This window comes from Sinorhizobium sp. 8-89, from assembly GCF_030124325.1.
GTDB lineage: Bacteria > Pseudomonadota > Alphaproteobacteria > Rhizobiales > Rhizobiaceae > Sinorhizobium.
The window spans coordinates 59,019-83,679 of sequence record NZ_JASKLR010000001.1 but is presented as its reverse complement, the minus strand read 5'-3'; the positions used below and the strand labels follow the sequence as shown (position 1 = coordinate 83,679).

General features: G+C 60.2%; 25 protein-coding genes. 1 reads left to right on the top strand and 24 read right to left on the bottom strand.

Features of this window, described 5'->3' with window-relative positions; all coding sequences use genetic code 11:
- Positions 1–63: 63 nt before the first annotated feature.
- From QN219_RS00465 to QN219_RS00360, 22 genes are all read right to left on the bottom strand, one after another.
- Entirely contained in the window at positions 64–633 is a 570-nt protein-coding gene (locus QN219_RS00465) for a hypothetical protein (RefSeq protein ID WP_283997125.1), read from the bottom strand.
- Positions 633–1,001, bottom strand: coding sequence for a hypothetical protein (locus QN219_RS00460; RefSeq protein WP_283997124.1), 369 nt, complete (start codon positions 999–1,001; stop codon positions 633–635). Before QN219_RS00460 ends, QN219_RS00465 begins: the two co-directional genes overlap by 1 nt.
- A gap of 64 nt (positions 1,002–1,065) precedes the next feature.
- On the bottom strand, positions 1,066–1,617 hold the full coding sequence (locus tag QN219_RS00455) for a rod-binding protein (RefSeq protein ID WP_283997122.1): 552 nt from the start codon (positions 1,615–1,617) through the stop codon (positions 1,066–1,068).
- Between the two features lie 213 nt (positions 1,618–1,830).
- The gene (locus QN219_RS00450) at positions 1,831–2,223 is read right to left on the bottom strand and encodes a hypothetical protein (protein WP_283997121.1); all 393 of its coding nucleotides are present in this window, start codon (positions 2,221–2,223) and stop codon (positions 1,831–1,833) included.
- Positions 2,224–2,227: 4 nt separating this feature from the next.
- The gene (fliR, locus tag QN219_RS00445; RefSeq protein ID WP_283997119.1) at positions 2,228–2,980 is read right to left on the bottom strand and encodes a flagellar biosynthetic protein FliR; all 753 of its coding nucleotides are present in this window, start codon (positions 2,978–2,980) and stop codon (positions 2,228–2,230) included.
- On the bottom strand, positions 2,977–5,064 hold the full coding sequence (flhA, locus tag QN219_RS00440; protein ID WP_283997118.1) for a flagellar biosynthesis protein FlhA: 2,088 nt from the start codon (positions 5,062–5,064) through the stop codon (positions 2,977–2,979). The genes fliR and flhA overlap by 4 nt, the downstream gene beginning before the upstream one ends.
- A gap of 199 nt (positions 5,065–5,263) precedes the next feature.
- A complete protein-coding gene (gene fliQ, locus QN219_RS00435) occupies positions 5,264–5,530 on the bottom strand; it encodes a flagellar biosynthesis protein FliQ (RefSeq protein ID WP_136506065.1) in 267 nt (88 codons plus the stop codon).
- Positions 5,531–5,536: 6 nt separating this feature from the next.
- A complete protein-coding gene (gene flgD, locus QN219_RS00430) occupies positions 5,537–5,953 on the bottom strand; it encodes a flagellar hook assembly protein FlgD (protein WP_173510884.1) in 417 nt (138 codons plus the stop codon).
- Entirely contained in the window at positions 5,944–6,393 is a 450-nt protein-coding gene (flbT, locus tag QN219_RS00425) for a flagellar biosynthesis repressor FlbT (RefSeq protein WP_153438395.1), read from the bottom strand. Before flbT ends, flgD begins: the two co-directional genes overlap by 10 nt.
- Positions 6,390–6,737: a flagellar biosynthesis regulator FlaF gene (gene flaF / locus QN219_RS00420; protein ID WP_283997116.1), complete on the bottom strand. Its 348-nt coding sequence runs from the start codon at positions 6,735–6,737 to the stop codon at positions 6,390–6,392. The genes flbT and flaF overlap by 4 nt, the downstream gene beginning before the upstream one ends.
- Before the next feature lie 34 nt (positions 6,738–6,771).
- On the bottom strand, positions 6,772–7,830 hold the full coding sequence (locus tag QN219_RS00415) for a flagellar hook-associated family protein (protein WP_283997114.1): 1,059 nt from the start codon (positions 7,828–7,830) through the stop codon (positions 6,772–6,774).
- 2 nt (positions 7,831–7,832) lie between these two features.
- A complete protein-coding gene (flgK, locus tag QN219_RS00410) occupies positions 7,833–9,290 on the bottom strand; it encodes a flagellar hook-associated protein FlgK (RefSeq protein WP_283997112.1) in 1,458 nt (485 codons plus the stop codon).
- 24 nt (positions 9,291–9,314) lie between these two features.
- A complete protein-coding gene (locus QN219_RS00405) occupies positions 9,315–10,544 on the bottom strand; it encodes a flagellar hook protein FlgE (protein ID WP_283997110.1) in 1,230 nt (409 codons plus the stop codon).
- A 90-nt stretch (positions 10,545–10,634) separates the two neighbouring features.
- A complete protein-coding gene (rem, locus tag QN219_RS00400; RefSeq protein WP_283997109.1) occupies positions 10,635–11,306 on the bottom strand; it encodes a transcriptional activator Rem in 672 nt (223 codons plus the stop codon).
- Positions 11,307–11,576: 270 nt separating this feature from the next.
- Entirely contained in the window at positions 11,577–12,140 is a 564-nt protein-coding gene (locus tag QN219_RS00395) for a transglycosylase SLT domain-containing protein (protein ID WP_405052080.1), read from the bottom strand.
- Positions 12,079–13,590 (bottom strand): flagellar hook-length control protein FliK, encoded by a 1,512-nt coding sequence (locus QN219_RS00390; protein WP_283997108.1) that lies wholly within the window; start codon positions 13,588–13,590, stop codon positions 12,079–12,081. The genes QN219_RS00395 and QN219_RS00390 overlap by 62 nt, the downstream gene beginning before the upstream one ends.
- Complete coding sequence (motC, locus tag QN219_RS00385; RefSeq protein ID WP_283997107.1) at positions 13,587–14,891, bottom strand: chemotaxis protein MotC; 1,305 nt, start codon at positions 14,889–14,891, stop codon at positions 13,587–13,589. The genes QN219_RS00390 and motC overlap by 4 nt, the downstream gene beginning before the upstream one ends.
- A 4-nt stretch (positions 14,892–14,895) precedes the next feature.
- A complete protein-coding gene (locus QN219_RS00380; RefSeq protein WP_283997105.1) occupies positions 14,896–16,104 on the bottom strand; it encodes a MotB family protein in 1,209 nt (402 codons plus the stop codon).
- The gene (locus tag QN219_RS00375; RefSeq protein WP_283997103.1) at positions 16,101–16,754 is read right to left on the bottom strand and encodes a hypothetical protein; all 654 of its coding nucleotides are present in this window, start codon (positions 16,752–16,754) and stop codon (positions 16,101–16,103) included. Before QN219_RS00375 ends, QN219_RS00380 begins: the two co-directional genes overlap by 4 nt.
- Positions 16,755–17,283: 529 nt before the next feature.
- The gene (locus QN219_RS00370) at positions 17,284–18,255 is read right to left on the bottom strand and encodes a flagellin (protein ID WP_283997102.1); all 972 of its coding nucleotides are present in this window, start codon (positions 18,253–18,255) and stop codon (positions 17,284–17,286) included.
- A gap of 304 nt (positions 18,256–18,559) precedes the next feature.
- A complete protein-coding gene (locus tag QN219_RS00365) occupies positions 18,560–19,504 on the bottom strand; it encodes a flagellin (RefSeq protein WP_173510893.1) in 945 nt (314 codons plus the stop codon).
- A gap of 396 nt (positions 19,505–19,900) precedes the next feature.
- Positions 19,901–20,845, bottom strand: a complete 945-nt coding sequence (locus tag QN219_RS00360; RefSeq protein WP_283997101.1) for a flagellin — start codon at positions 20,843–20,845, stop codon at positions 19,901–19,903.
- A 410-nt stretch (positions 20,846–21,255) separates the two neighbouring features.
- Here QN219_RS00360 and QN219_RS00355 point away from each other — a divergent pair, with 410 nt between their 5' ends.
- Positions 21,256–23,166, top strand: coding sequence for a glycosyl transferase (locus tag QN219_RS00355; protein WP_283997099.1), 1,911 nt, complete (start codon positions 21,256–21,258; stop codon positions 23,164–23,166).
- Positions 23,167–23,337: 171 nt separating this feature from the next.
- On the opposite strand, the gene fliP is transcribed toward QN219_RS00355, so the two are convergent.
- A complete protein-coding gene (gene fliP / locus QN219_RS00350) occupies positions 23,338–24,075 on the bottom strand; it encodes a flagellar type III secretion system pore protein FliP (protein ID WP_283997098.1) in 738 nt (245 codons plus the stop codon).
- A 49-nt stretch (positions 24,076–24,124) separates the two neighbouring features.
- Positions 24,125–24,616 carry a flagellar basal body-associated FliL family protein gene (fliL, locus tag QN219_RS00345; RefSeq protein WP_283997096.1) on the bottom strand — a complete coding sequence of 164 codons (492 nt, stop codon included), beginning with the start codon at positions 24,614–24,616 and terminating at the stop codon, positions 24,125–24,127.
- Between the last annotated feature and the right edge of the window lie 45 nt (positions 24,617–24,661).

Below are 24,661 nucleotides of genomic sequence, written 5' to 3'. Positions count from 1 at the left end.
ATGCAGCACTTTCAAAGTGCTACAGCAATCTGCGCCTCCGGTCGCGCGGCGCTGTAGAGCCGGTCAATGGGCGCTGCTGTTCGCCTTCACCGCCCCTTCCGGAATCTTGTCCGCAGCAACGTTGCCGTTCTTGTCGACGACAGGGACCGGCTTTTGATATGGCCTGTTCTGGCTGTTGGCGACGCGCTCGACGTCGTCCTTGGTGAGATATTCGAGCTGTTCGACCAGAACCTCGGTGATCACTTCACTGCCGAGTTTCTTGTTCAATCCGTCCTTCACCGCGACCTTGAAGGTCGGCAGGTCGAATGTCCCGGTGTCGGCGAGATCGACGAACTTCGAACCGACGAGCATGTCGTAAAGCTCATCCGTCGCGACCTGCCGGAGCGGTGCGTGCAGCTTCGCGATGCCTTCTTTCGTTGCGGAGAAGGACAGTTTGGCAAGAAAATATCCCTGCACCGCCCCTTCCTTGATGACCGGGACGGTGATGATTTCTCCCGGTATGTATTCCTCGGATGCACGTCTATCCGCCTCGGCCTCCGATATGACGGGCGCCGAAGCATACTGCATCGAAAAGTAGACGGATCCGAGCGTAACGGCGCAGACCCAGACCCCGGTGAGAACGAGCTTCAGCATCAGAAATCGCTATAGCGGAACTGCGCTTCGGTGTAGATGCCATCCGCATCCGCGTCCTGGGCAGCCGTCTTCAGAATATCGACCACGGACCGCACCGCTTCGAGATGTGCCTCGACCTTCTGGGAGTTGACCTGCAGCTTGTTGCGCAGATGGCGCGTCTGCGAAACGAAGGCCGGCGAGATCTCGCCGGGAACGGCATCGCGGTGGAGCATCGTCAGTTCGTAGAGGCAGCGGCTCTTGTGTGCGTTCGACGTCCTGATATCGAAATCAGGGTCCACGCCGATACGGCTGTTCTCGTTGTCGATGATCATTTCCAGGCGGCCGAGAACGTTCCGAATTCGTACGTCATTCGATGCCACAGCTTCCATAAATCAACTCCCAAATAATCCAAAAGCGCGATGCAGACGGAAACCCGCCGAGTGTGCTTATCCGCTAGGCTTGCTTTTTCTTTTCATCGTTGGTCAAAAAGCCGGAGAGAGCCTTGCGCTCGTACTCCTGGACCATGCTCGTCGCGAGGTTGTGGCTGTTGCCGTCGACCGACGCATTCACCCGATCGGTCGCGTCGTCCCCGACCATGCGATCGGCAATGCCGATACCGCCGCCCGCAGCGAGAACGTCGCCGATCTGTTCCGCCATCATGCTTTTCCAGACGTCGCCGGAGGTGCCCTTGCCGTAGACGTTCTCGCTTTCGCTCGGCAGCATGGACTTCACGAAATTCTGCAGCACCATCGCCTCGAACTTCCGATAGGTCTCGGGAATCTTCTTCTGCTCGACACGGTTATTGATGTCGCCCAGTCCGGTCGATCCCTCGGACGGGTTGAGAACCGAAACGGCCGCGGCAAACCCATTGCCGTTTTCCGCAAGGCTCGTTGCCTGGAAAGCAGCGCGGTTGGCCTTGAGCTTTGCCTGAGCCTCCTGGATTTCCGCCGGATCGGCCGCGCGGACGACGTCCATCACAAGATCGCTGGGCGGGGAAATTGCCATGTCACATCCTCTCGAAGCGCCCGCAGTCGCGCGCGGTCGCAAATATTCCGAACCGGGCTTGTCCCCTTGGAAGGACGCCCCGATGGCGCACTATCGTCCTTCAACCTTACCGGAAGCTGGCGGAGCGCTACTGCGTGATTCCTTAAATCGGAATCGATTCAAGAACAAAATCATGCAGAACTCAAAGTTCTACAGCGACCTTTGCGCGTCTGATCAGACGCGCGGCGCTGTAGAGAGATGCTGGTCGATCAGATCGAGGATCGAGTTGTCGGCCGCTTCGCGATCCTCCGCGAGGCGTGCATCCTTCATGTTTTCCTCGAAGCGATCGCCTTTTGCGCGCTCCCTCAGCATGCGGGCCTCGTGCACCTGCTGGATGCCGAGCAGCATCTGATCCTTCTGGGCGAGACGCCCGAGCTGGGAGGCGTAATGACCCGAGAAAATGCGATGCATCGGGTGAGCCGAACCCATTGCATCGGCGACCACATCGATCGTTTCTGCAAGGACGGCGCGCTGGCGCGCGGTCTCGGCAAGTTCGCTTTCCGCCATCCGCTCAAGATGCCGCTGGACGGCAACCAGGCGCTTCAATTTTTCCGACCGCGTCTTCACGCCCCTAGCCTCCCTGCATGACCGGCGCGAAGCCGTCGGCGAAGAGTCGCAGCATTGCGGCGATCCCGAGATAGAGCAGGAACATGCCGCCCATGATCAGATAGGGCTGTGAGATGAAATAGATCGGAATCTGCGGGGCAAGCTTGTTCACCATTCCGATGGCGACGTTGAAGAGCAGGCCATAGATCAGGAACGGGCTTGCGAGGCGCAGCATGATCATGAAGGTCTGCCCCAGCGAATTGGCGAGCGTGATCAACACGCCCTGCGGATCAAAGCCGCTGCTGATCGGCATCACGCGGTAGGATTGCGCGACGGCCTCGATGATCACATGGTGGAAGTCCAGCATGAACAGGATCATCAGCCCGGCGAAGGTGATCAAGCTAGTGACCTGGTTTTCGGCCGTGTCTTCGAGAACGTCCGCCGACGGCGGCGGGCTGAACCCCATCAGCATGGTCGCCGCCGTGGCCGCAAACTGCAGGCCGAGCACATAGTAACGGGCGACAAGACCAATGACGGCGCCGACGATCGTCTCGGTCGCGATAAGATAAATGTAGGTGTGACCCTTCCCGGTGACCTGCGGGTAGATGTCGTCCCACATAATCGGCAAGATGGCCATGGAGATTGCAACCGCAAGGAACAGCCGGATCTGGACGGGAACGCGCGCCGTGGAGAACCCCGGCATGATCATGATGCAGGCGCCAATCCGGCAGAAGGCCGCAAACAGCGCCAGCACCGTTCCCTCGGGATCGGAGATCATGAAATCGAGCCGATGATCTTGATCTCAAGACCCTTGGCGAGCTCGACATGGGAGAGCACGGGAAGGGTGGCGAAGAGGCGTTCGATGATCATGCGTACATAAGAGCGGGATTCGGGGGAACTTACCAGCACGAAGGGCATGCCGCGATCGAGATGTTCACGGATAACCTTCGTCGCCTGTTCGCTGAATTCCTCCAGGTGCCGGGGATCGATGTCGAACTCGAAGATCTCGCCCTTGGCGTCGCGCTTCAGCGCCTGATGGAAGACCATGTCCCATTTGTTGCCGAGCCGGAGAACGCGGAGGATGCCGTTATCGGCGAGGTCGCCGCAGAGCTGTTGCGACATACGTACGCGCACGTGCTCTACGATCTGCTCGGTCTTGCGCACATGCGGCGCAAGCTCCGCCACGGCTTCCAGAATGAGATGCAGGTTTCGGATCGACACACGTTCGGCAAGCAGCAGCTTCAACACCGCCTGCAGCCCCGAATAGGACATGTGCGATGTGCAGATCTCGTCGGCGAGCTTCCGGTACTCCGGATCGAGCCGTTCGATCAGCACCTTCACGTCCTTGTAGGACAGAAGCTGCGGAAGATTGTTGCGGATGACCTCACTGAGGTGAGTGAGCACCACCGAGACGTTGTCGATCGGGTGGAATCCTTCGCGTTTAAGGTCTTCCGTGAAGGTCTCCAGGATCGAGACGGCCGGCATGCCGAAGGCGGGCTCCCTGATCTCGTCGCCAGGCACGCTCGGTCGGCGTCCGCCACCGGTCACGACCAGCACCTCGCCGACGCGCACCGTGTTGGAGGCGATCGTCGTGCCATGAATGCGGATATGATAGGCCTTGTCCGGAATCGAGATATCGTCCGAGACCTTGATCTCCGGAACGACGAGGCCGTATTGGCCGGCAAACTTGCGGCGCATCTTGCCGACACGGAAAGCGAGTTCCTGATGGGCTCCGAGAAGCCGCGTCGAGACCTGCTTGCCGAGCAGGAGTTCGATCTCCGCCGTCTTCAGCACCGATTTGACGGAATCCTTGTCGCTATCCTTCGCCTGTTGGGCCTTCGTCGCTTCCTGTGCCCGCTTCTCCGCATCGGCAGCAGCGAGCTGCCTCGGAATGACCCAGCCGAGGAAGGCCATGCCGCCACCGAGAGTCGCGAAGGGAAGGAACGGCAGGCCCGGCATCACCGAAAGCAGGATGATGAGACCGGCGGCGACCGTCAGCGCCCGCGGGTAGCCGCTGAGCTGCCCGACAACCGCCTGGTCGGTGGAGCCGGCGGTCCCCCCGCGCGAGACGAGCAGGCCGGCGGCAAGCGAGACGATCAGCGCAGGGATCTGCGAGACAAGACCATCGCCGACGGAGAGCTTGACGAAGACATCGGCCGCCTCGCCGATCGGCATGTCGTGGCGGAGATAGCCGATGATGATGCCACCGAAGATATTGATCGCGGTAATGATCAGGCCGGCGATCGCGTCACCGCGAACGAATTTCGAGGCACCGTCCATCGCGCCGTAGAAGGAACTCTCCTCTTCCAGCTCGCGGCGGCGGCGCTGTGCCTCCTTCTCGTCGATCAGGCCGGCCGAAAGATCGGCATCGATCGACATCTGCTTGCCGGGGATTGCATCGAGAGTGAATCGGGCGCCGACTTCGGCAATACGGGTCGCACCCTTGGTGATCACGATGAAGTTCACCGTGATCAGGATGAGGAAGACGATCAGGCCGATCACGAAATCGCCAGACATGACGAGGCTGGCGAAACCGGAAATGACGCCGCCCGCAGCGCCGTGGCCCTCGTGACCATGTGAAAGGATGACGCGCGTCGTCGCGATATTCAGCGACAGGCGGGTCATCGTCGAAATCAGCAGGATGGTCGGAAAGGACGAGAAGTCCAGCGGCCGCTGGATCCACAGCGCGACCATCAGGATCAGCACCGAGAAGGCGATCGAGAACGCCAACCCGAGGTCGATCAGGAACGGAGGAATCGGCAGGAAGAGAATCGACAGGATCGTCACGATCCCGAGCGCAAAGCCGATGTCCCGGCTCTTGGGTGCGAGTTTCGGGATAGTCAGCGCTGCCTGTTGTGCCATGTCTCTTCCGTCTCTTCATGAGAGGCGGGCAGCGATCCGCGAAAGCTGCCCAAGCTGTCGCCGGAGATCTACAGGCCCAAGCTTGCGTGAAGGTGGTATACCCCCTCTGCCCGGCAGGGCAGGGGGGGTGCTTCGCTGAGCGCTCGAAGAGGCAGCGCGCGGGGAAAGCCGCTGCGCCTAATTCGGATCGGACCTCACTCTAGAATCCGGACTGGATCCGAGAGAAGATTATGTCCGTGAAGATGGAGATTTGCGCACCGACGAAGGGCGCGGAGACGGCGACGGTAATCATGACGGCCAGGATCTTCGGCACGAAGGTCAGCGTCATTTCCTGCACCTGAGTCAGAGCCTGGATGAAGGCGATGACGACGCCGACCACCATCGCGGCGAGAACGGCCGGGCCCGAGGCCACGATCACCGTCCAGATCGCAGCCTGCACAATATCAAGGGCGTCCGCCTCGTTCATACGGCATCACTTCACTTTGACGCCGGGTCCAATGACGAGCTCCTTGCCCGTATCCAGGACGGCGATGATTCCGTCGGAGTATAGTTTCACTTCCTTGACGACACCAGTCGTCTTGCCGTCGGCGCTGGTGACCGTCTTGCCGATGACCGCGTCCGCTTCGCTGAGTGACGTGCGCTGGAGCAGGCTTTCGAGGTTCTTGTTGGTCTTGATCGTCTGCTCCACCTGCGAGAAGGTCGCGAGTTGGGCGATCTGCTGCGTCGCGTCCATCGGGCTGGTCGGATCCTGGTTCTTCATCTGCGCCACGAGCAGCTTCAGGAAGCTCTCGTAGTTCAGCGTTGCAGCGGTCTGATCCGCCCCGGACTCCAGGCCGGATACGGTCGGCGTGTAGCTGCTCGAGGTATTGCTGACACCACTTACCGCCATGGGGCAATCTCCTTGCGAATCTGCTCGACCGTTGCCGGCGTGATTTCCTGCGCATTAAGAATGCGATCTTCGATCGGATAGAGCGCCCGGATCGCCTTCAGCGCTTCGAAAGCGCGGCCCTGCGTGACGAGACCATCGATGCGCTTCAGCTCGGCCAGAACCTCTTCGTTCTTGAAGCAGTTCAGGAGCATGACGATCGATTTGCGGAACATCGCCGTCGACTGCTCGGCGCCTTCCGGATTGATCAGGATCATCTGGGCAATGAAGTAGAGCTGCTTCAGCGGCGTCGTCGCATCTTCAGGCTGCAGCACATGGTTTTCCAGGAGGAAGGTGACGTCGTTCAGGAACTCGACCGCGACCTTGCGGTCAACACGAAGCACCGCGCCGTTTACAAAAATTCTTTCGCCCGATTTCAGCGAGATACGCAGTGTGCTCTTCATTTCAGTCCATCCCTGATGATGGTGGTAATGTCTATAATGCCCTGGAAGTTGGAAGATTCGCGTTTGCGGATCTTCTCCGTCTCATTCAAGACCCAGATGGCGATCGAAATCAGATTGGCGCGCAGCTCTTCGTTGAGCTGGTTATCCGGCGTGCGCAAATCCTCGATGAAGCGGATCCAGACGCGCCGGGTAAAATAGATCGCCTCAATAGCCTCCCGTGAGTACCCTTTCTGCTGTTTCGCCGCCTCCAGGAGCGCGATCGAGCGATCGAGTACCTGCCGTTCGCGATCCTTGGAATCGGCGACGCCGTCCTCCATGATCTCGGCATACGAAAATTGATACATTCAGACATCCTTCATGTTTGTCCGGTTCCTCTCGTCAGAGGAAATTGAGCAAGCTCAACTGCTGGATCCGTGACGTGAGCGTATAAGATGTCTCAAGTTGCGTTTTCAGCAGGTTTATCCGTGTCGACACCGCCTCCTCGTCGATCCCCTCGATATCGCCGACATGCGTGGTGACGAGTTTGATCTGCGCCGCCAGTGAATCATTCGCCTTCTTCACGCGAGCCTCGGCGACACCGAGGGCACTGCGTTCGGCGTCGATGCCGGTGATCCCCTGTTCGACGTAAACAAGGGCTGCTTCACCGATGGCGCTGCGGACCTCCGACGTGACACCCTTGTCCATCAGCTCCGACGCGATGATGCTTGCGAGCGCGAACATCCGGACGCCGGTCGTGTTGACATTCGTCGAGCTTTCAATGATCTCCGACGTGCTGATGCGGCTGGTCATGTTCTGGTTCGACGCATCGGACCAATCGGCGTCCCATTGGGCGCCGGTGTACATCGGCTCCACGACCGTGGTTATGAAACCTTGCATCTGCGTGACGGAGAACTGGTCCATCGCCGTCAGCGGCGGGACCTGAGCGGCCATGTATGTCGACAGGGCCGTGTTGAACGCAGTCTTGGCAGCCGAGGTTGCAGCGGAATTGTAATCCGCGAGCGGCTTTACGTCCGAATTGATGCCGGAGAACAGGAACTCGCCATTGAACGAGGTGTTCGCCGCTGCCGTGAAAAGCGAGAGAGCGCTGTCGATTTCGGTCTTCTGGATCGCAAGCTTGTCGGCGGAATCGTTGCCCTTGAAAGTCATCAAGGTGTCGCGAACCTTTTGGGCGGCGCTCGCCATCGTTTCGAGCGCCTCCTGAGAGGCAGAGAGCCGCTGGTTGACGATCGAGTTGGTGCTTGTCAGCGCATTCATGCGCGCCAGTTCGCGTTGCAGGTTGAGCGAGCGCGAGGTCGACGCTCCGAGCGTGACGCCGACATCGGCATGGCGGCCGGTCGTCAATGCCTTTTGAAGGTCGAGCATTTCCGCCTGCTGCTGCTGGATCGTCAGCCGCATGGCGTTTTGTATCGCCAGATTCGAAACGAAGGACGTCTTCATGATTACCTCACGGCTTCGAGAAGGGCCGCCATCATGGCGTCCACCGTACTGACCAGCTTGGCCGATGCTTTGTAGGATTGCTCCAGGTCGAGCAGCAGCGACAATTCCTCGTCGATGCTGACGCCCGTCTCTTTGCTCAGGGCTTCCTGGGTGCGAGCGAGCAGCGCGGATTTGTTGTCGCTGGCGGTCGAAGCGGTGCTGCGCAACTGCTCCAGCCAACCAATGGAGGATGTCGCGAAATCGAGGATCGAGCTGCTTCCGTCGAGGCCCGTTGCGGGGTCGAAGGCCATGCCCTCGCCCATGGCCGCGATGAAACCTTCAAGCAGGGCGGTGTAGCCCGCATCGGGCGTTGCAGCCCCGCCCGGATTGGACACGACACCATTGAAGCCGCCGTCACGCAGCAGCATGGGATTGGCCTTTGCCAGAGGATTGACGGCAAGCGTTGCAGCAAGGCCGGGAACGACCGTGCCTGCCGGCGGCACGGTACCGCCTGACCAGGTAAAGAGCCCGGGGGCATAGGGGATCGGCGGCACGCCGGACGGATTGCCCTCCTGGAAGAGGGTCACCAGACCGCGGGCGATTTCGTCGAGCTGCGACTGAAATTTCGGCGCGACGTCGTCGCGCAGTTGAAGCAAGCTCGCCAGCTTGCCTTCAGCCGTCGTGTTGGCGCCGGCACCGGCCGCCACCGGAACACCATCGACGTAGATCTTGTTGCCCGTGATCGTCGCGTCATAGGCCGCTTTCGGAGCAAACGTCACGGTTCGCGGCATGGTCTCGAAGAGCACGGTGCCATCCGCAGTGTAGATCACGGTGTCGTTGTTGGCTCTCGTGACTGTCGAGATGCCGATGATCTCCGAAACCTGCTTCAGGATCTTGTCGCGTTGGTCGAGGGCTTCGCTCGGGTCCTGCCCCTGAGCCGTCGCCGATTTGACCGCGTTGTTCGCATTCTCGAAATCGGCAAGCAGGCTGTTGAGCTTCTCGACCTCGATCGCGATTTCCTTGTCGGCATCGGCGCGAAGGCTTTGAACTGCATTTGCCGTCGTGCTGATAGCATTGGCCAGATCGCCTGCGTCCGATACCGCGGAAGCGGCCATCGCCGGGTTTCCGGGTGTCGACGCGAATGTCTGCAGGCTGTCCCGGAACGCCGCCAGGAATGTCGCCGGCGACGTTTCGTAGTCGTTGCCGCCGAGCGAGGATTTCAGGAGCTCCAGACCCGAGAGGAGACGGCTCTGGCCGGACGACTGACCGATGCTGGCGATGCTCTGCTTCAGCAGCGCCTCGTTCTGCGCCCGATAGATCGAGACGACTTGCGCTCCGTTGGGGGTGGAGCCCAACAGCGCCATCCGGCGCGAATAGTCGGCGTTGCCCGCATTCGCGATGTTCTTCGACACGACGGCTGTCTGGGCCGCCGTGGTGTTGAAGGCCGATTGCGCGATCGTGATTGCGGTGGACAGCGACATGACGCGGACCGTCTCTCTTTTCGATTACCGTTTCAGGTTGACCAGCACGTCGAGCAGTTCGGCGCCGGTCTGGAAGACCTTGGAGTTAGCCGTGTAGTTGCGCTGGGATTCGATCATCGCCGTCAGTTCTTCGGCGATATCGACGTTCGAGCTTTCAAGTGCGCCGGAAAGGATTTCGCCGAAGCTGCCGGCACCGGCAAAGCCGGTGATGATGACGCCGGAATCGACGCCTTGCGAATAGACGTTGCCGGACTCCGGCAGCAGCTTGTCCGGGCTCTGCACATTGGCGAGCGCAATGCGGTAGCGCGGATCGAGTTTGCCGTTTTCGTATTTGACGTAGACGATGCCGTCGGAATCGATCTGAAAACCGGCAACCTTGCTCGGCGCATTGCCGTCAATCGTACCTCCGTCGGAGTTGAAGGCGTAGCCGAGCTGGGTGGTCTTGGTCAGGTCGACCGTGATTGCGGCAAGGTTTGCGCCGGTCCCGGGTAGGCCCGTTATCGCTGTGGTGGTAAGCGTTGCCGGGGAAGTCGTGAGCGCGCCACTCGCATCAAAGGCCAAGGCCGCAGTGCCGAGCACGCCGGTGGCTGGTGGACCGGCGGTATAGGTCGCACGGTCGCGGATTTCGACCGACCAATTGTTTGCTGCGGTCTTTTCGTACACAAAATCGAGAATGCGCGTGTTGCCCTGGCTGTCATAGACCACGAGCGACGTCGTGGATGTATCGCCCACGGCCGCCCCCGACGGAAGATTGGCGCCCATCGAACCCCTCGTCGACCCCTGGGCGACCAAGCCCTCCGAGCTGAGATTCACCTTGGTCAGACCGTCGAAGCCGTTGACGACAACCGTCGGATCGGCGCCAGCCTGGTACTCGTAGCCCATCAGCGTGAAGCCGGCGGCATTGACGAGATTGCCTTCCTTGTCCGGGACGAAGGCGCCGGCGCGTGTCAGGTATTCCTGCCCATTGGCACCTTCAACGATGAAGAAGCCACCGCCGTCGATGGCAAGATCGCTGCCGGAAGTGGTGTAAGTCGTCGCGCCCTGCTCGGAGATGCTGTAGCGAACCTGGGTCTGCACGCCGCCGGAGTTGTAAGCACCGTTGCTCGACGGCAGGATCATCGAGGAGAATTCCGTCGAGGCGCGTTTGTAGCCGGTCGTGTTGGCGTTCGCGATGTTCTCGGCGACTGTGCTGAGCCGGTTCGATTGGGCGTTCATGCCGGACACGCCGGTTCTCATGGTACCGTAGAGACTCATATCGGATCCTCAATTCCTCGTTGCGGCGACACTAGGAGCCGGGCCTTGCGTGAACCTGTCTTGAGCCGGCCCCGGCCCGCTACCGCGCGCTCAATTCCAGTCGATGCAGTAGCCAAGGAAGCGCTTGGAATCGATCGGGTCGAAGCCGAGCTTCTTGCGCAATTTCTTGCGCAGCTTGCTGATGTGGCTTTCGACGACGTTCTCCTCGACGTCTTCATCGAAGATGCCGTAGATCGCGTTGAAGATCTGGGACTTCGATACGCGACGGCCACGATTGGCGACCAGATATTCGAGGATGCGCCGTTCGCGGCGCGGCAGTGCGAAAACCTCGCCATTGAGCTCGGGATCGCGGCCGTCGGCGAAAACGCGGATCGGTCCGATGTCGGTATAATTGGTAATGGCCTTGAGGCGTCGGCGGATCGCGGCAACACGGGCGAGGATTTCCCGCGGGTGCACCGGCTTGCGCACGACATCGTCAACGCCGCAGTCGAACAGCGCCAGGGTGTTTTCGAGCGAAGGCGTGTCGCTCATCGCGATGACCGGCGCCATCGAGCGGTCACGGATCGCGCGCGGCAGGCTGAACGCGCTGTCGCCCTGCCCGATCAGGAACGCCTCGACCGCATCGATATCCGAGTCTGCAGCCGTGTTTACCCACTCGCCGAATTCTCTGGGATCAAAGCCCGTCGAGGGAATACCTTCGCGCCCGAACAAGGACGTGTAGCCATCCTTTACGAGCTCTCTATCGTCAACCACCACGATCATTCGTCCGCCTCCGAATCAATATGGGTGCCTCGTTGATAAAGAGGTACGAATCGAGGGATTCACGAACAACTAGAGGAAGTTAATGGGGGATTTTAATAATTGATTAGGAATTGCGTGCCGATTTGGTCTATATCTAGTGGGTACTCGTTAGTCATGACACTAAAATCGTGTGGAAAAGTTAACGGCGCGCGACAAATCTGCTTGCGATCACATTCTGCCCGCATTGTCGCCACAATGCGGGATTGCCCCTTGAAAACAACTTCAGGTTGATTACCGACAGAACTGCGTCGCGTTCGGCGTCCACTTGCCGTAGCCGGTCGCGACGAGATTCGCGATCACACGGCAGACGTATTTCTTCTGCGCCGGATCGTTGTTCGGCCCGGCATGATAACGCGCGACAGCCATCGTCCAGCTCTCGTGCTTGGCGCGCAGATTGGACAGGAAGCGGGCGGCATATTCGACGTTCTTGCGCGGATCAAGCATTTCCTCCGGCGAACCGAAATTCTCTCCGTGGAAGTAATAGTTGATCTGCATGCAGCCGAGATCGATGAGTTTCGCCCCTTCTGCCCGGGCGGTCCCGAAGCGCGCCAGGACGTCTCGCGTGCTGGTGCCGAAATAGGCCTTGCCCTCGATGTTCATCGCATAAGGCTGGAGAGACCCTTTGCGGCCGGTCTCGGTCAAACCGACGGAATAGAGAATTCCGGTCGGGATGCCATATTTCGAAGCCGCGGAAATGATCTCGCGCTCGCAGAGACCGGCGCTTGCCCAGGCGCTACATGTAGACGTAGCCAGCACGAGGATGCTCAGCGTCAACCGGCGCACCATCCAGTCCATCATTGCCCGCCCACCTTCCTGCTGCCGAACCCTGCGCATCATTCTGTCGCTGGCGCCCCTGCCCGCTCCCCTCGCCGGCGTGCTCGCGCCCCTGCTGATCAGGGCCGGTTTGCGCCTGTTGCTGCTGACCGCCGCCACCTGAAGCGTCGCCGCCGGCATTGAACACGATATTGACCTGGTCGACCGCGAAGCCTTGTGCGCGCAACGCTTTCACCATCTCGCCCTGGTCGTCGCGCAATTGGCGGAACGCCTCGCCCGACTCCACCTTCAGGTCCACCTGCAACTCGTCGTCCTTCAGCCGCAAGGTGGCGGTCACAGTACCGAGATCGATCGGATGCAGCTGGATCTTGAGCGTGTTGAGCGTTTTGCCGACCTGAGCGGAGGCTTCGGGTTGTCCCAAGGTCGCGCTCGAATGCATTAGCTGCGCCCAGTCACTGTCGCCGGCGATCGCGCTGGTAACCGATGCGGCGTTGGCGTTCATGGCCAGACCGAGATAACGGCGCGCTTCCAGAACCGTGACGTTTTCCGCCTTGGATGCGGCGGCCGGCTTGCCGGTGTCGACGACGGCCTTCTCCCCATCGGCGGAAATGGTCATCGACATAGCCTGGCCCTTGCCGTCGGCTCGAGCAAAGCGGAAGAGCTGATCGGACTCGGATGCGTCTTTCTCGGCATGCAAGCTTTCGTCCGGAACAATATCGGTCACGGCTTCGCCGCCTTCAATTCCGACCGCATTGCCCGGTACCGGGCGACCGCCCGACGAGCGGTCTGCCTCGTCTTCCGGCTGCTGCAGCGCGGCGGTTACCGCGGCGGCCGCGCCGAGCAGCGTGAGTAGATCGTCGACGGTCCCCTTCGGGTCGGCCGGTCCGGAAGGATCTTCTTGCCCGGCCTCTGTGCGCACCTCGTCCGGCACCCCACCCGCTGCCCTTACCTGCCCACGCGCGACGGCGTCAGCCTTTTGCGGTAGCGCATCCGCATGCTGCTCGCTGCCAGCGGCTGGATCACTGCGCACTGGCGCATGTTCCTTGCCAAGGCCTACGCGGCGGAGCCGCTTCAGCGCGTGCTCGCGGACGGAGAGGCTGTCGGATGACCGGTCTTTGTCCGCCGCGATTGCATCTTCCGCGACACTATTGCCGAGATCTTGCAACGACGCCGCGTCCCACGTGCCTTCCATCCCGTTGCGTCCGATCGAGCCACGTCGGTCACGGCCGCCGGTTGCCGTGTCATCGCCGAGGAGTCCCTGCAAACCGTTCGCCGATGAATTGTCGATTGGCCGGTTTGCATCGCTGATGGCAGGGCCTTGTCCCTGTGCTTTCTGGCGGCCGGTGTCAGCAATGACGTCCTGGAAGGCACGCGGTGCTTCCCCGATCTCTTCCCGTCCACCCTGCCTCGAGCCGGCCTTGCCCGTGGCCGCCGGAATCGGGCTGCGCAAACTCTCGTCAAGAGGCTTCATGGTCCTTCCTCCTTCAGGAGAGCATCGATCTCGGCGATCTTCGAGCGCCCGTTGCTGAGAAATCCATCGAGTGCCGGGTCCATGGGCTGGGCCGTTCCTGCACCGGGCTTGCCACCATTGCTCGACCGATCCGACATCTCAGCCGCCTCGTCGAATGGGCTCATCCCACTTCCCGTCTCCTCGGACGAAGCCTGACTTTCTTCCAAGGCGATCCTGTCTGGTGTAGGCGCGGACGCTTGCGCGGAGCTTTCATCCTGTGGTAGCCGCACCATCGCGTCCGCAACCGCCTTGGCCGCGTCGCGGAGTGCCCGATCGCGCGCGGACAGTTTTTCATCAGGAATTGCACTGATGGTTTCGGTGGCCGCAAACACGTCCGCCGAAGGCACCGCGGCAACCCCCTCGTAAAAGCTTGCGAGTACCTGCGCCTGCGAAGCGCCGCTGTCAGCGAGACCTTCAGCCCGTTTCGAGGCAAGGCGTGCGAGCGCCTGGTTGCCGCCGATCGCCGCGCGACGGGCCACGCGAAGATAGACCTCGCGCTGACGCGGCCTATCCATGAAAGCGAGGACTTCGGAGACCTTTTGCTCGGCGGCCTGGTTGAAATGCGCAACGGCCAGTTCGACGAACACGTCCGCGAACTGGCTTGCATAAGGCGACGTCAGATAGCGTCGCGCATAGCTCAAAGCATAACGAAATCCCTTATCCGGTTCGTTCGCCTTCGCTGCCAGAAAGACGGAGCGGCGCAGCGCCGCCTCCTCGATGATGGTGCCCGGCGCAGTCAGACGGGCCCAGTCGTAATACTTCATCGCCGCCAAAGGGTTCTGCTGCGAGCTCGCATTGCCGAGGATCAGGAAAAGATAAGGGCCGATGCGGGCGTTCTTGTATTCCGGCGCGGCCTTGGAGAGCGTTTCGACGATCAGCGCACCCTTGCCGCGCAGATACTGCCGCAACGCTTCGGTCACCCTGGTATCGAAATTGCCCTCGATGTCGCGGTCGGCGAGGTAGTCGAGCGTATCGGGATTGCCGCCGCTCATGACGTAGACGAGCGCCGCATCGACGTTGCGCGGATCGCGGAACGCCGATTGTTCGGCCGCCCTTAGCCGCTTGTCGATCGCTCCCAGCATGAAGCGCTGCATCTCGATTGCGGAATGATCCCCGAGGACGACCGAATCCTGAACATATTGCAGCGATCTTACCATCTTGAAAGGCGCGAGCTCTTCCGTCTCGTCCGCGCGCGCAAGCCCGGCCGCAAGCGGGATGGCCAGGACCGACGTCAGGAGGATGGCGTGCAGCCGCTTCAGCATCCGATCAACCCTGTCCCGATTGCAACAGGATCTCGATGCGCCGGTTGCCGGGCGCGTACGGATCGCCCGGCACCTGCAGGCGGCGATCCGCGAAGCCGCTGATCTGGCTGACACGGTCTTCCTTCAGGCCGCCGCGGACGAGCATGTAATAGGCACTCTGCGCGCGCGCCGCCGAGAGGCGCCAGTTGTCGTAGGTTCCATCCTTGAACGGCCGCCCGTCCGTGTGGCCGCGGATCGCGACGGCACCCTCGCGTGCCGCGAGCAGCCGCCCGATCTTTTCCATGGCGAGCACGAGTTCCTTCTGCGGCACGGCGGAGCCGACCGCAAACATCGGCGCGTCCGTCTGCTCGCTGATCGTCACCAGGAGGCCGCCCTCGGCGGGTGTCACCATCAGCCCTTCGATGAGCCGCCCGGCATTTCCGCCGAGCTCCTTTTCGATTTCGGCCTTGAGCGCATCTGCCTCGTGCTGCCGGTCCTTTCCGTCCGTTTCGGCCTCGAGTGCGTTCTCTACGCTCTTCACCGTCCGGTCTTCGACGTTGGCCGGCGCCCGGCCATCCGCCGGCTTCAACTCGGCGGTTCCCTCCGACGCGGGGTTCGACACGGCCGCCACGTCGTTTGCTGCGGTATTGCCGGCCTCCTTGATCTCGACCTGCTTGGTCCAGAAGTCCGGGTCAAAGGGATCCCGGTAGGCTTCGCCACCTTCGGCACCGGTTGCCGGCCCCGACTCCGCCGCGCCGCCATCGCCCTTGACGCTGATATTAGCCTGCTGACCGACTTCCTTGGCGATCTCGGAAAGGACGGAATAGGGATTCTCGAAGAAATCGGCGTCGGAGTATTTGGTTTCCTCGCCCGAGGTCGCGGTCAACTGGTCGCCCTTCTTGGCGGTACCACCGGATTTCGATTGTTCGCCGTCGGTCTTCGACCGCTGCTGCGTCTGCTCGCCCTGAGCGTCTTTGGCGGGATCCTTCAATCCCTTCTCGGAGGGCTTCTGGTCGGTGAGTTGCACCGGGTTGAAATAGGAAGCGATGGCCGCCTTCGTCTCTTCGTTCGCGGCATTGATCAGCCACATCACAAGAAAGAAGGCCATCATTGCCGTCATGAAATCGGCATAGGCGATCTTCCACGAGCCGCCGTGATGCTCGCCATGCCCCTCCGAGGAACGCTTGACGATGATGATTTCGTTCTTGCCGTTATGATGGCTTTCGTCACTCATGCCAGAACTTTCCGGACGGTATCGGACCAGGCGGCCATTCTGGTCACCAGTACGGCGTCACCCATTTCGACCGCGAGATCGATGTCGTTGGTTTCGATATGACGGAACAGCGTCGCGTCGTTCGGCAAATGCCGCTTCAGCGCATCGAAAAGAGACAGCGGTCCCTTGACCGCGATCACGCAGCCCTCACCGGCTGCGACACCCTCCCGGACCATCCGCGCCAGATCCTCGATGGCGCGCTTGAGCAGCGCCTCTTGCATGACCGGCGCAAGCACCCGCGCCGTCTGGTCGCCGAGGCCGAGAGCAAGCCGATCAGTCATTTCCGCGATCTTGGCTGCCAGTCTGGCTGCGACTTCCTCTTCGAGGCGTAGCGCCAACGCTTCCATTTGCTCCGCGTGCCGCGCCTTGAGTTCGGCGATCTCTTTTTCATGCTCGAATACGAGCTCGGCGCTGGCTTCTGCGCGACCTTGGGCAAAGGCGTCGCGACGCTCGGCATCGATATCTATCTCCGGCATGGCGCGCCTCGCACCCGGAAGATCCGTGTTTGGAAGCTCGGTGTCGATGTCCGGGAAATATTTCGGCGGCATTCTCGACAACTCGATCTTCGGCGCGCTGAAATCCTTGAGGTATCGAGAAAGCGACGCCGTCATCGACGCCCCTCCGACAGTCGCACGGATGGCGTCGGCATGCTTTGCCTGTCGCTCGCACGCTGCCGCACGGCCCGGAAATCCAAAGAGCCTGACACGTTTGCAATGTCTCCCTCGGTCCAGACAGCCCGAGACAGCGGCAGGACCCAACATTCTCGATGCGCAACGGCTGTTCGCGGATTTGGTAGAGCCGATGCAAGCGGCGGCACAAAACTCATCTTGGCCGACAGTCCGACAAGACTGTGATGGGAGGTTATTCGGTCAAACTTGCGCGAAAATGGTTGGACCGCGCCAGGGCAAAAAGCGCGGTCCAACGGTTTCCACCAGATGCCGATGACCGGCGGCACGGCGGAAGGCGACGCCGCTTGCTTTCCATGCAAGCGGCTGCTGCATGTTTCCTTAAATCGTAGCCGATTTAGGGATAAAAACATGCAGCAATTCAAAGTGCTACAGCGTCCTTTGCGCGTCTGATAAGACGCGCGGCGCTGTAGGAGCGACGGAATTGCCCGGTCGCCCGAATGGTATCAGCGCGTTACTGCTGGAAGAGGCGCAGGATATTCTCGGAGTTGGTGTTGGCGATCGACAACGCCTGGATGCCGAGCTGCTGCTGCGTCTGCAGAGCCTTGAGCCGCGTCGATTCCTCGTTCATGTCCGCATCGACCAGGCGTCCGACACCTTTGTCGATCACGTCCATCAGGTTCGCGACAAAGCTTTCCTGCATGTCGATGCGAGTGGTGATCGCCCCGAGCGTGGAGGCGGAATCGGTGAGCTTGCTCAACATCTTGTCGACAACGCGGATCATGTCGTCCAGTTGCGCGCTGGTCGTCGCGGTCGTCAGCTTGACCTCGGTGCTGCCGGCGACAGGCGTTGCCGGAGGCGCGACGATGAGGTGATAGAGCCGCGCCGTACCCGACGGCGTCGCCTGCAATTGGTCGGCGTCATAGCTGTTGGTCAGCAGGCCCCGCGTGGCGTCCGCCGTGTCGATTAGCATCGACTGCGCAGTATCGAAGTCGAGCGTCGTCACGGAAACATTTCCGTTGCCGCTGCGGTTGAAGGACGCGACGATCGACTTGGTTCCGACCGCCGCGGCGTTGGAATTGTAGAGCCAGTTCTCGCCGGAGAACGATGCTGACTGCGCTGCGGATACGAGCTGGTTCTTGAGCTCGTTGATTTCCTTGTCGATCTTCAACTTGTCCACGCCAGGCTCGCGCGCGGCAACGAGCTTCGCCTTGATCTCGCTGATCACCTCGATCGACGTGTCCATAGCTGCGTATGCCGTATCGACCTTGGCGGCGCCGAGACCGAGTGCGTCCTGAACCGTCGAAAGGGCCGCATTGTCGGAGCGCATGGTCGTCGCGATCGACCAGTAGGCCGCGTTGTCGCCCGCCGTCTGGACGCGATAGCCGGACGAAATTCGGTTCTGCACCTCGGCCATGTTGCTGTTGATCGAGCGCAATGTCTGGAGCGCCGCCATGGCGGCGGCATTGGTCATGATACTGGTCATGGATCGTTTGCCCTGAGTGATTTTGCAAAAAACATTCCGGAGTGCACCGGCAGCGACGGGACCAGCGTCATGCGAACCGCCTCCGATTTTGCCCTGGGAGGCAGCCCTTCGCTCTTAACGAAGATGTAACGATTTGATGGTTAATAAATGGTTAATGCGCGTTACGCGCGAGTAACAAAAATGAACGAAAATAAACAAAGATGGATAAAAGCTTACCGAACGCTCGGCAGGCAGACAGCCGAAAGCCGCGCTGCTCGACGAGCAGCGCGGCTTTCTTGTCGGATTGGACTGTAACCGGTTCCTATTAGCGGAACAGCGACAGGATGTTCTGCGAGTTGGTGTTGGCGATCGACAGCGACTGGATGCCGAGCTGCTGCTGCGTCTGCAGGGCTTTCAAGCGCGTCGATTCCTCGTTCATGTCGGCATCGACAAGGCGCCCGACACCCTTCTCGATCGAGTCCATCAGATCGGCGACGAAGTCGTTCTGCATCGTGACGCGGCTATTGAGCGCACCGAGATCGGAAGCGGCATCGGTCATGGTCAGCAGCGCTGCGTCGACGCCGGAGATCGCCTGGGCCAGATCGCCAACAGTCATGCTGGTGATGTCCATCTCGAGCAGGTTGTAGCTCAGCGTGACCGTGGTCGTGCCATCCGTGTCGGTGTATTCGAGATCGCTCGAAAGCAGGCCCGAGCCGTTGGTGACATAGGCGCCAGCCGAGTCGACTTCGATAAGCGAGCTTTTGTTCGTGTCGAACTGAAGCGTGGTCAGGCTGACATTACCGTTGGCGTCGCGGTTGAACGAGCCGACGATCGACTTGGTACCGGCAGCGTTGTTGTTGTCGTTATAAACCCAGTTTTCGCCCGAGAACGAAGCGGACTTCGCGATGCTGATCAGCTGGTTCTGAAGTTCGGTGATTTCCTTCTGGATCTTGCTTTTGTCGACGCCCGGCTCGCTGGCGGCGACGAGCTTCGCCTTGATTTCGTCAACAACGTCGATCGAGGATTCCATCGCGGTATAGGCGACGTCGGTCTTGGCGGCGCCGAGGCCGAGAGCGTCCTGAACCGTCGAAAGCGCCTTGTTGTCGGAACGCATGGTGGTCGCGATCGACCAGTAAGCGGCGTTGTCCTGAGCGGCGCCCACGCGATAACCGGAGGAAACCCGGTCCTGCGTCGTTTCCATGGAAGAGTTGATCGAGCGCAGCGTTGCGAGCGCCGTCATTGCGGCGGTGTTCGTCATGATGCTTGTCATTGGCTGAGTGCCCCTTGTGACAGTTGAGATGGAAGGGACATTCCGGGATTACCGGGAAACGGCGGTCAGCTTCATGCCTGCTAACGCGTTAAATTTGTTGGTTAACCCGCTGTTTCGATGGCCACAGCAAACACCAACATAGTTAACGAAGGCTAAAGCCGGCGCACGGCTCGCGCAGATTTTTCTTCGATCGCAGCGCCGCGCGTCCGCACAGACGCGCAAGGTCGCCGCAGCGCTTTGAATCGCTGCATGATTTTGTCCTCAAATCGATTCCGATTTGAGGAATCATGCAGTAGGACGTCGAACCCAAAATGAAAGCCGCGTCCCTTGCGAAACGCGGCTTCGATCGACTTGCGACCAAGCGCGGGAAGTCTTCCGCGCTTGGAAGAATTTCGCTTAGCGGAACAGCGACAGGATGTTCTGCGAGTTGCTGTTGGCGATCGACAGCGACTGGATGCCGAGCTGCTGCTGTGTCTGCAGGGCCTTGAGGCGCGTCGATTCCTCGTTCATGTCGGCATCGACAAGCTTGCCGACACCCTTCTCGATCGAGTCCATCAGGTCGGCGACGAAGTCCTTCTGCATGTCGACGCGGCTGTTGAGCGCGCCGAGATCGGAAGCTGCGTCGGTCATGGTCTGCAGGGCTGCGTCGACACCGGAGATGGCTTCGGCCAGATCGCCGGTCGTCATGCTGCTGATGTCCATCTCGAGCAGGTTATAGCTCAGCGTGACAGTGGTCGTGCCGTCCGTGTCGGTGTATTCGAGGTCGCTCGAAAGCAGGCCCGAACCGTTGGTGACATAATCGCCAGCCGAGTCGACTTCGATGAGCGAGCTCTTCGTCGTATCGAACTGAAGCGTGGTGAGGCTGACATTGCCGCTCGCGTCGCGGTTGAACGAACCGACGATCGACTTGGTGCCGGCGGCGTTGTTGTTGTCGTTATAGACCCAGTTTTCGCCGGAGAACGAAGCGGACTTCGCGATGCTGACGAGCTGGTTCTGGAGTTCCTTGATTTCCTTCTGGATCTTGCCCTTGTCCACGCCCGGCTCGCTGGCGGCAACGAGCTTCGCCTTGATTTCGTCGACGACGTCGATCGAGGACTTCATCGCCGTGTAGGCGACGTCGGTCTTGGCGGCGCCGAGGCCGAGGGCGTCCTGAACCGTCGAAAGCGCCTTGTTGTCGGAACGCATGGTGGTCGCGATCGACCAGTAAGCGGCGTTGTCAGAGGCCGAACCAACACGATAGCCGGAGGAAATCCGGTCCTGGGTCGTTTCCATCGAGGAATTGATCGAGCGCAGGGTCGCGATTGCGGCCATTGCCGAGGAGTTCGTCATGATGCTGGTCATTTGAGTTGTCCCTTTTTTACTGAATACCGTGGGGACATACCGGACTGCGTACACTACCGGTGATGACGGACCGGCTTCATGCCACTCGGTTCCAACAAACATCCTTTGGAAGAAACCAAACCCGTCATGTGGAGACGAATATCGAGGCCAATGCTTGCGAATTCATTAAATGCAGGTGCCCACTCCGGATGGCTCGATTTATGCTTAACGCACGATTAAATGGTTGAGCACATGTAGCTTTTTTTCCACGGCCTCTCCTCGACAGCGGCGGCCGCAGACCTCCCCAACCATTGTCGGAGTCACGCCTGAGGCAAGGTCCAACGACGACACTGTTGCGTGAAACATGTCGATCGAATCAGGACCGGAGCGGCTGAACGCCGGCCGCGGTCACCTATCCGACGGAGCCGCACTTGAACGCGCATGCCCTCTTCACGACCGCCTCCCGGCAATATCAGAAAGGCCAGTATACCGAGGCGCTCAACCAGCTTAACCACCTGATGAACATCAGCAGGGAGGCGAAGACATACGTCCTGCTGGCAAAGATTCTTTTGAAACTCGGCTTCAAGACGGACGCCGCGCGCGCCTATCAGCTGGCAGGAGAGGAAAAGGGCTCGCGTTCGGAACATTATTTGACCGAAGCGATGAAGCTGTATTTTTCATGCGGCAACGAGGACGAGGCGCTCAGCATCGGCCTTCCTCTTCTGGAAAAGGCGAAGACCGATCCGGAGATCGCGTTCATCATCGCATCCATTTTCCTCAAGCGGGACCAGAAGGAAATTCTCGGCCTGTTCAAGGCACCGCTTTCCACGAGTACGAATATTCAACATCAGTCACTCGCCTTCAAACTTCTGACGGCCGATATCGATGATGCGCAGGACCGCGATGCGGTCGTGAATCTGTTCCGGAAAAATCCGAAGAGCACTGTGTTGCGGGCGGCCTATCTCGTCTTTGCGCGTGAGGCCAACGACTACGCCGAGATTGAAAAACACTATCCGGATATCCAGAAAGCCCTGGATGCCGGCCGGTACGAAATTCTCACCGCCGAGTCCCCCTACTACCACGTCACCTGGTGCGGGGATGAAAAGCTCAATCGATGGGCTGGTGCGCGGAACCGGCCCTTTGCCTCCGCAATTACCGAGGCGCGGCGCAACATGCCGCATCAATGGGCGAAGAAAATCCGCATCGGTTATCTTTCAGCGGACTTCTGGGACCAGCATGCAACGATGAAGCTTCTGCAAGCTGTTTTGGAGCTGCACGACCCGGAAAAATTTGAAGTCACGCTCTTCTGCCATACCAAAGAAAGCAATCTGGCTCGCGACCGGGGCAATCGCATCAATTGGGGCCGAATTATCCGCATCAACGATATGTCCGATGAGGAGGCCACCCGCGTCGTTCGTGCAGAAGGCATCGATATCCTGGTGGACCTGAAGGGACACACGCTCGACAACCGGCTGAAGATACTTAACCATCAGGCTGCACCCGTTCAGGTGTCCTGGCTGGGCTTCCCCGGAACCACGGCAAACGTCGATGTCGACTATGTCATCGGCGATCCGTATGTCCTGCCGGATGGAAGCCAGGAACACTATTACGAAAAGTTCTGCCGCCTGCCGGAAACCTACCAGCCGAACGATCCCTACCATCGCCCGCAGCCATACGGCATCGGCCGCAAGGACCTCGGCCTTCCGGAGGAAGCGTTCATCTTCGCATCGTTCAACGCCAGCAGAAAGATCTCGCTCCAGACCATCAATCTCTGGATCGAGATCCTGCGCCGAACCCCCGACAGCATTCTGTGGCTCATGTGCAAGCGGGACGCGCAGGCCAACATTCTGCGTAAGTTCCAGAGCGGCGGTATCGCGTCGAAACGCATCATCCTCTGCAGCAAGACGGCCTATGCAGAGCACATCAACCGCCTGCCCGCCGCCGACCTCGGCCTCGACACCTATCCCTATAACGGCCACACGACCACCTCGGAACAGCTTTGGGCCGGCCTGCCGGTGCTCACGTTCAAGGGCACCAACTTTGCCTCGCGCGTAAGCGAAAGCCTTCTCAACGCGATCGGGCTGCCGCAGCTCGTGGCTGCCGATCCCGAAGCCTATGTGGCAGAAGCTGTCGCACTCTATGAGAATCGTGAAAAGATCGCCGAGTACAGGAAGGCGCTTGAGGAAAACCGCTTCCGCATGCCGCTGTTCGATGCGGAGCGCTTCTGCCGTCATCTCGAGCGCGGTTACGAGATGATGGTGGATCGCGCCAAGCAGAAACTGGCACCGGATCACATCGACGTTCCGGCGCTTCCGCCGCGCGATGGGTCCTTCAAACGATAGATCGCCGGCGGCACGGAAAGGCCAATGGTGAAGAGGCAGTGGAACCACTGCCTCTTTTTCATTGCAAAGGTTCGCTCGTCTACGATCGCGCCTGGCGGTGCAGCAGCCCGCACGCGCGGCTCGCGATGCGTCGATCGATTGTCGAGAATCAGCAGGGAATGTTTCACCCGCTCAGGTGAAGGACCGTACCAGACTGCCGACGAGCAGGTTCCAGCCGTCGATCAGCACGAAGAAGAGTATCTTGAAGGGCAGCGAGATCGCCGTTGGTGGCAGCATCATCATACCCATCGCCATAGTGATCGTCGCAACGATCAGGTCGATTACCAGAAACGGCAACATGATCAGGAAGCCGATTTCGAAGCCGCGCCGGATCTCCGAGATCATGAAGGCCGGCACCACGGCGCGGAGATCGACCTTGTCGTCGACCACGACCGTCTGGCCCTTCTCCTTGGCGATGTCGATGAAGAGCTGCAGGTCCTTGTCGCGCGTATTGGCCAGCATGAATTCGCGGAACGGCTCCGCCATGCGCGGCATGGCCTCGGTTTCCGAGATTTCATTCTTCAGGAGCGGGTCGATACCCTCCCGCCAGGCGCGGTCGAAGGTCGGCGCCATCACATAGAAGGTCATGAACAGTGCCAGCGACACCATGATCATGTTGGACGGCGTGGTCGCCAGCCCCATTCCCGACCGCAGGATCGCAAAGGCGATGACGAAGCGCGGAAAGCTCGTCACCATGATCAGAATGCCGGGTGCCACCGACAGAACGGTGATCAGTCCGAAGGTGCGGATGATCCATGATGCGACGGAACCGTCGACCGGCGTGTTCAGAATATCGGCGGGAAAGCTTTGCGCCCCGGCAATTCCCGACATCGCCATCATGGCGATTATGAAGGCAGCAATCCGGAGCATTGAGGGCCTGAACAGAATGGATGAATTACTAGGTCCCGACCCTGCCGAATCATTGGATGACGAAGGTTCGGAACATCACATTCGTTACGCGTCCGTCGGAGCGCAGGTCAACCCGCTCCTGAATGTCATCCCGGAGATATTGAAAGCCGCGCGGCCCCTGGATCTGCTGCAGCGATACGGTCTTGAGATAGGCTGCAATGTCCTGGTGTATCTGCTCGGCCAAGGCAACGTCCGGGATGCCCTTGAACTGCAGCGCGACTTCCAGGCGGACCCAGTTTTCGGAAGGGTAAGCGAGGTTCGTCGTGATCGGCTCCAGCTGCACGACACCATTGGCCTCAGTGGCGATTTTCGGAACCCCCTCGGCACCGGTGGCGTTCGGCGCAACTTCGGCAACGGCCTCGATCTTCTCCGCTGCGGGCGGCGGCGCCAGCAAGCGGCCGACGAGCCACCCGCCGCCGCCGGCGATGACGGTCAGCACGGCCAGGGCGGCAATCGTCATCACTTTGGATTTGGAGGATTGCGCGCTATCGATTTCTTCCATCGTGCCATTCCGTGCCGGTTGGCCACGGCGCTACGCCTCGTCGAG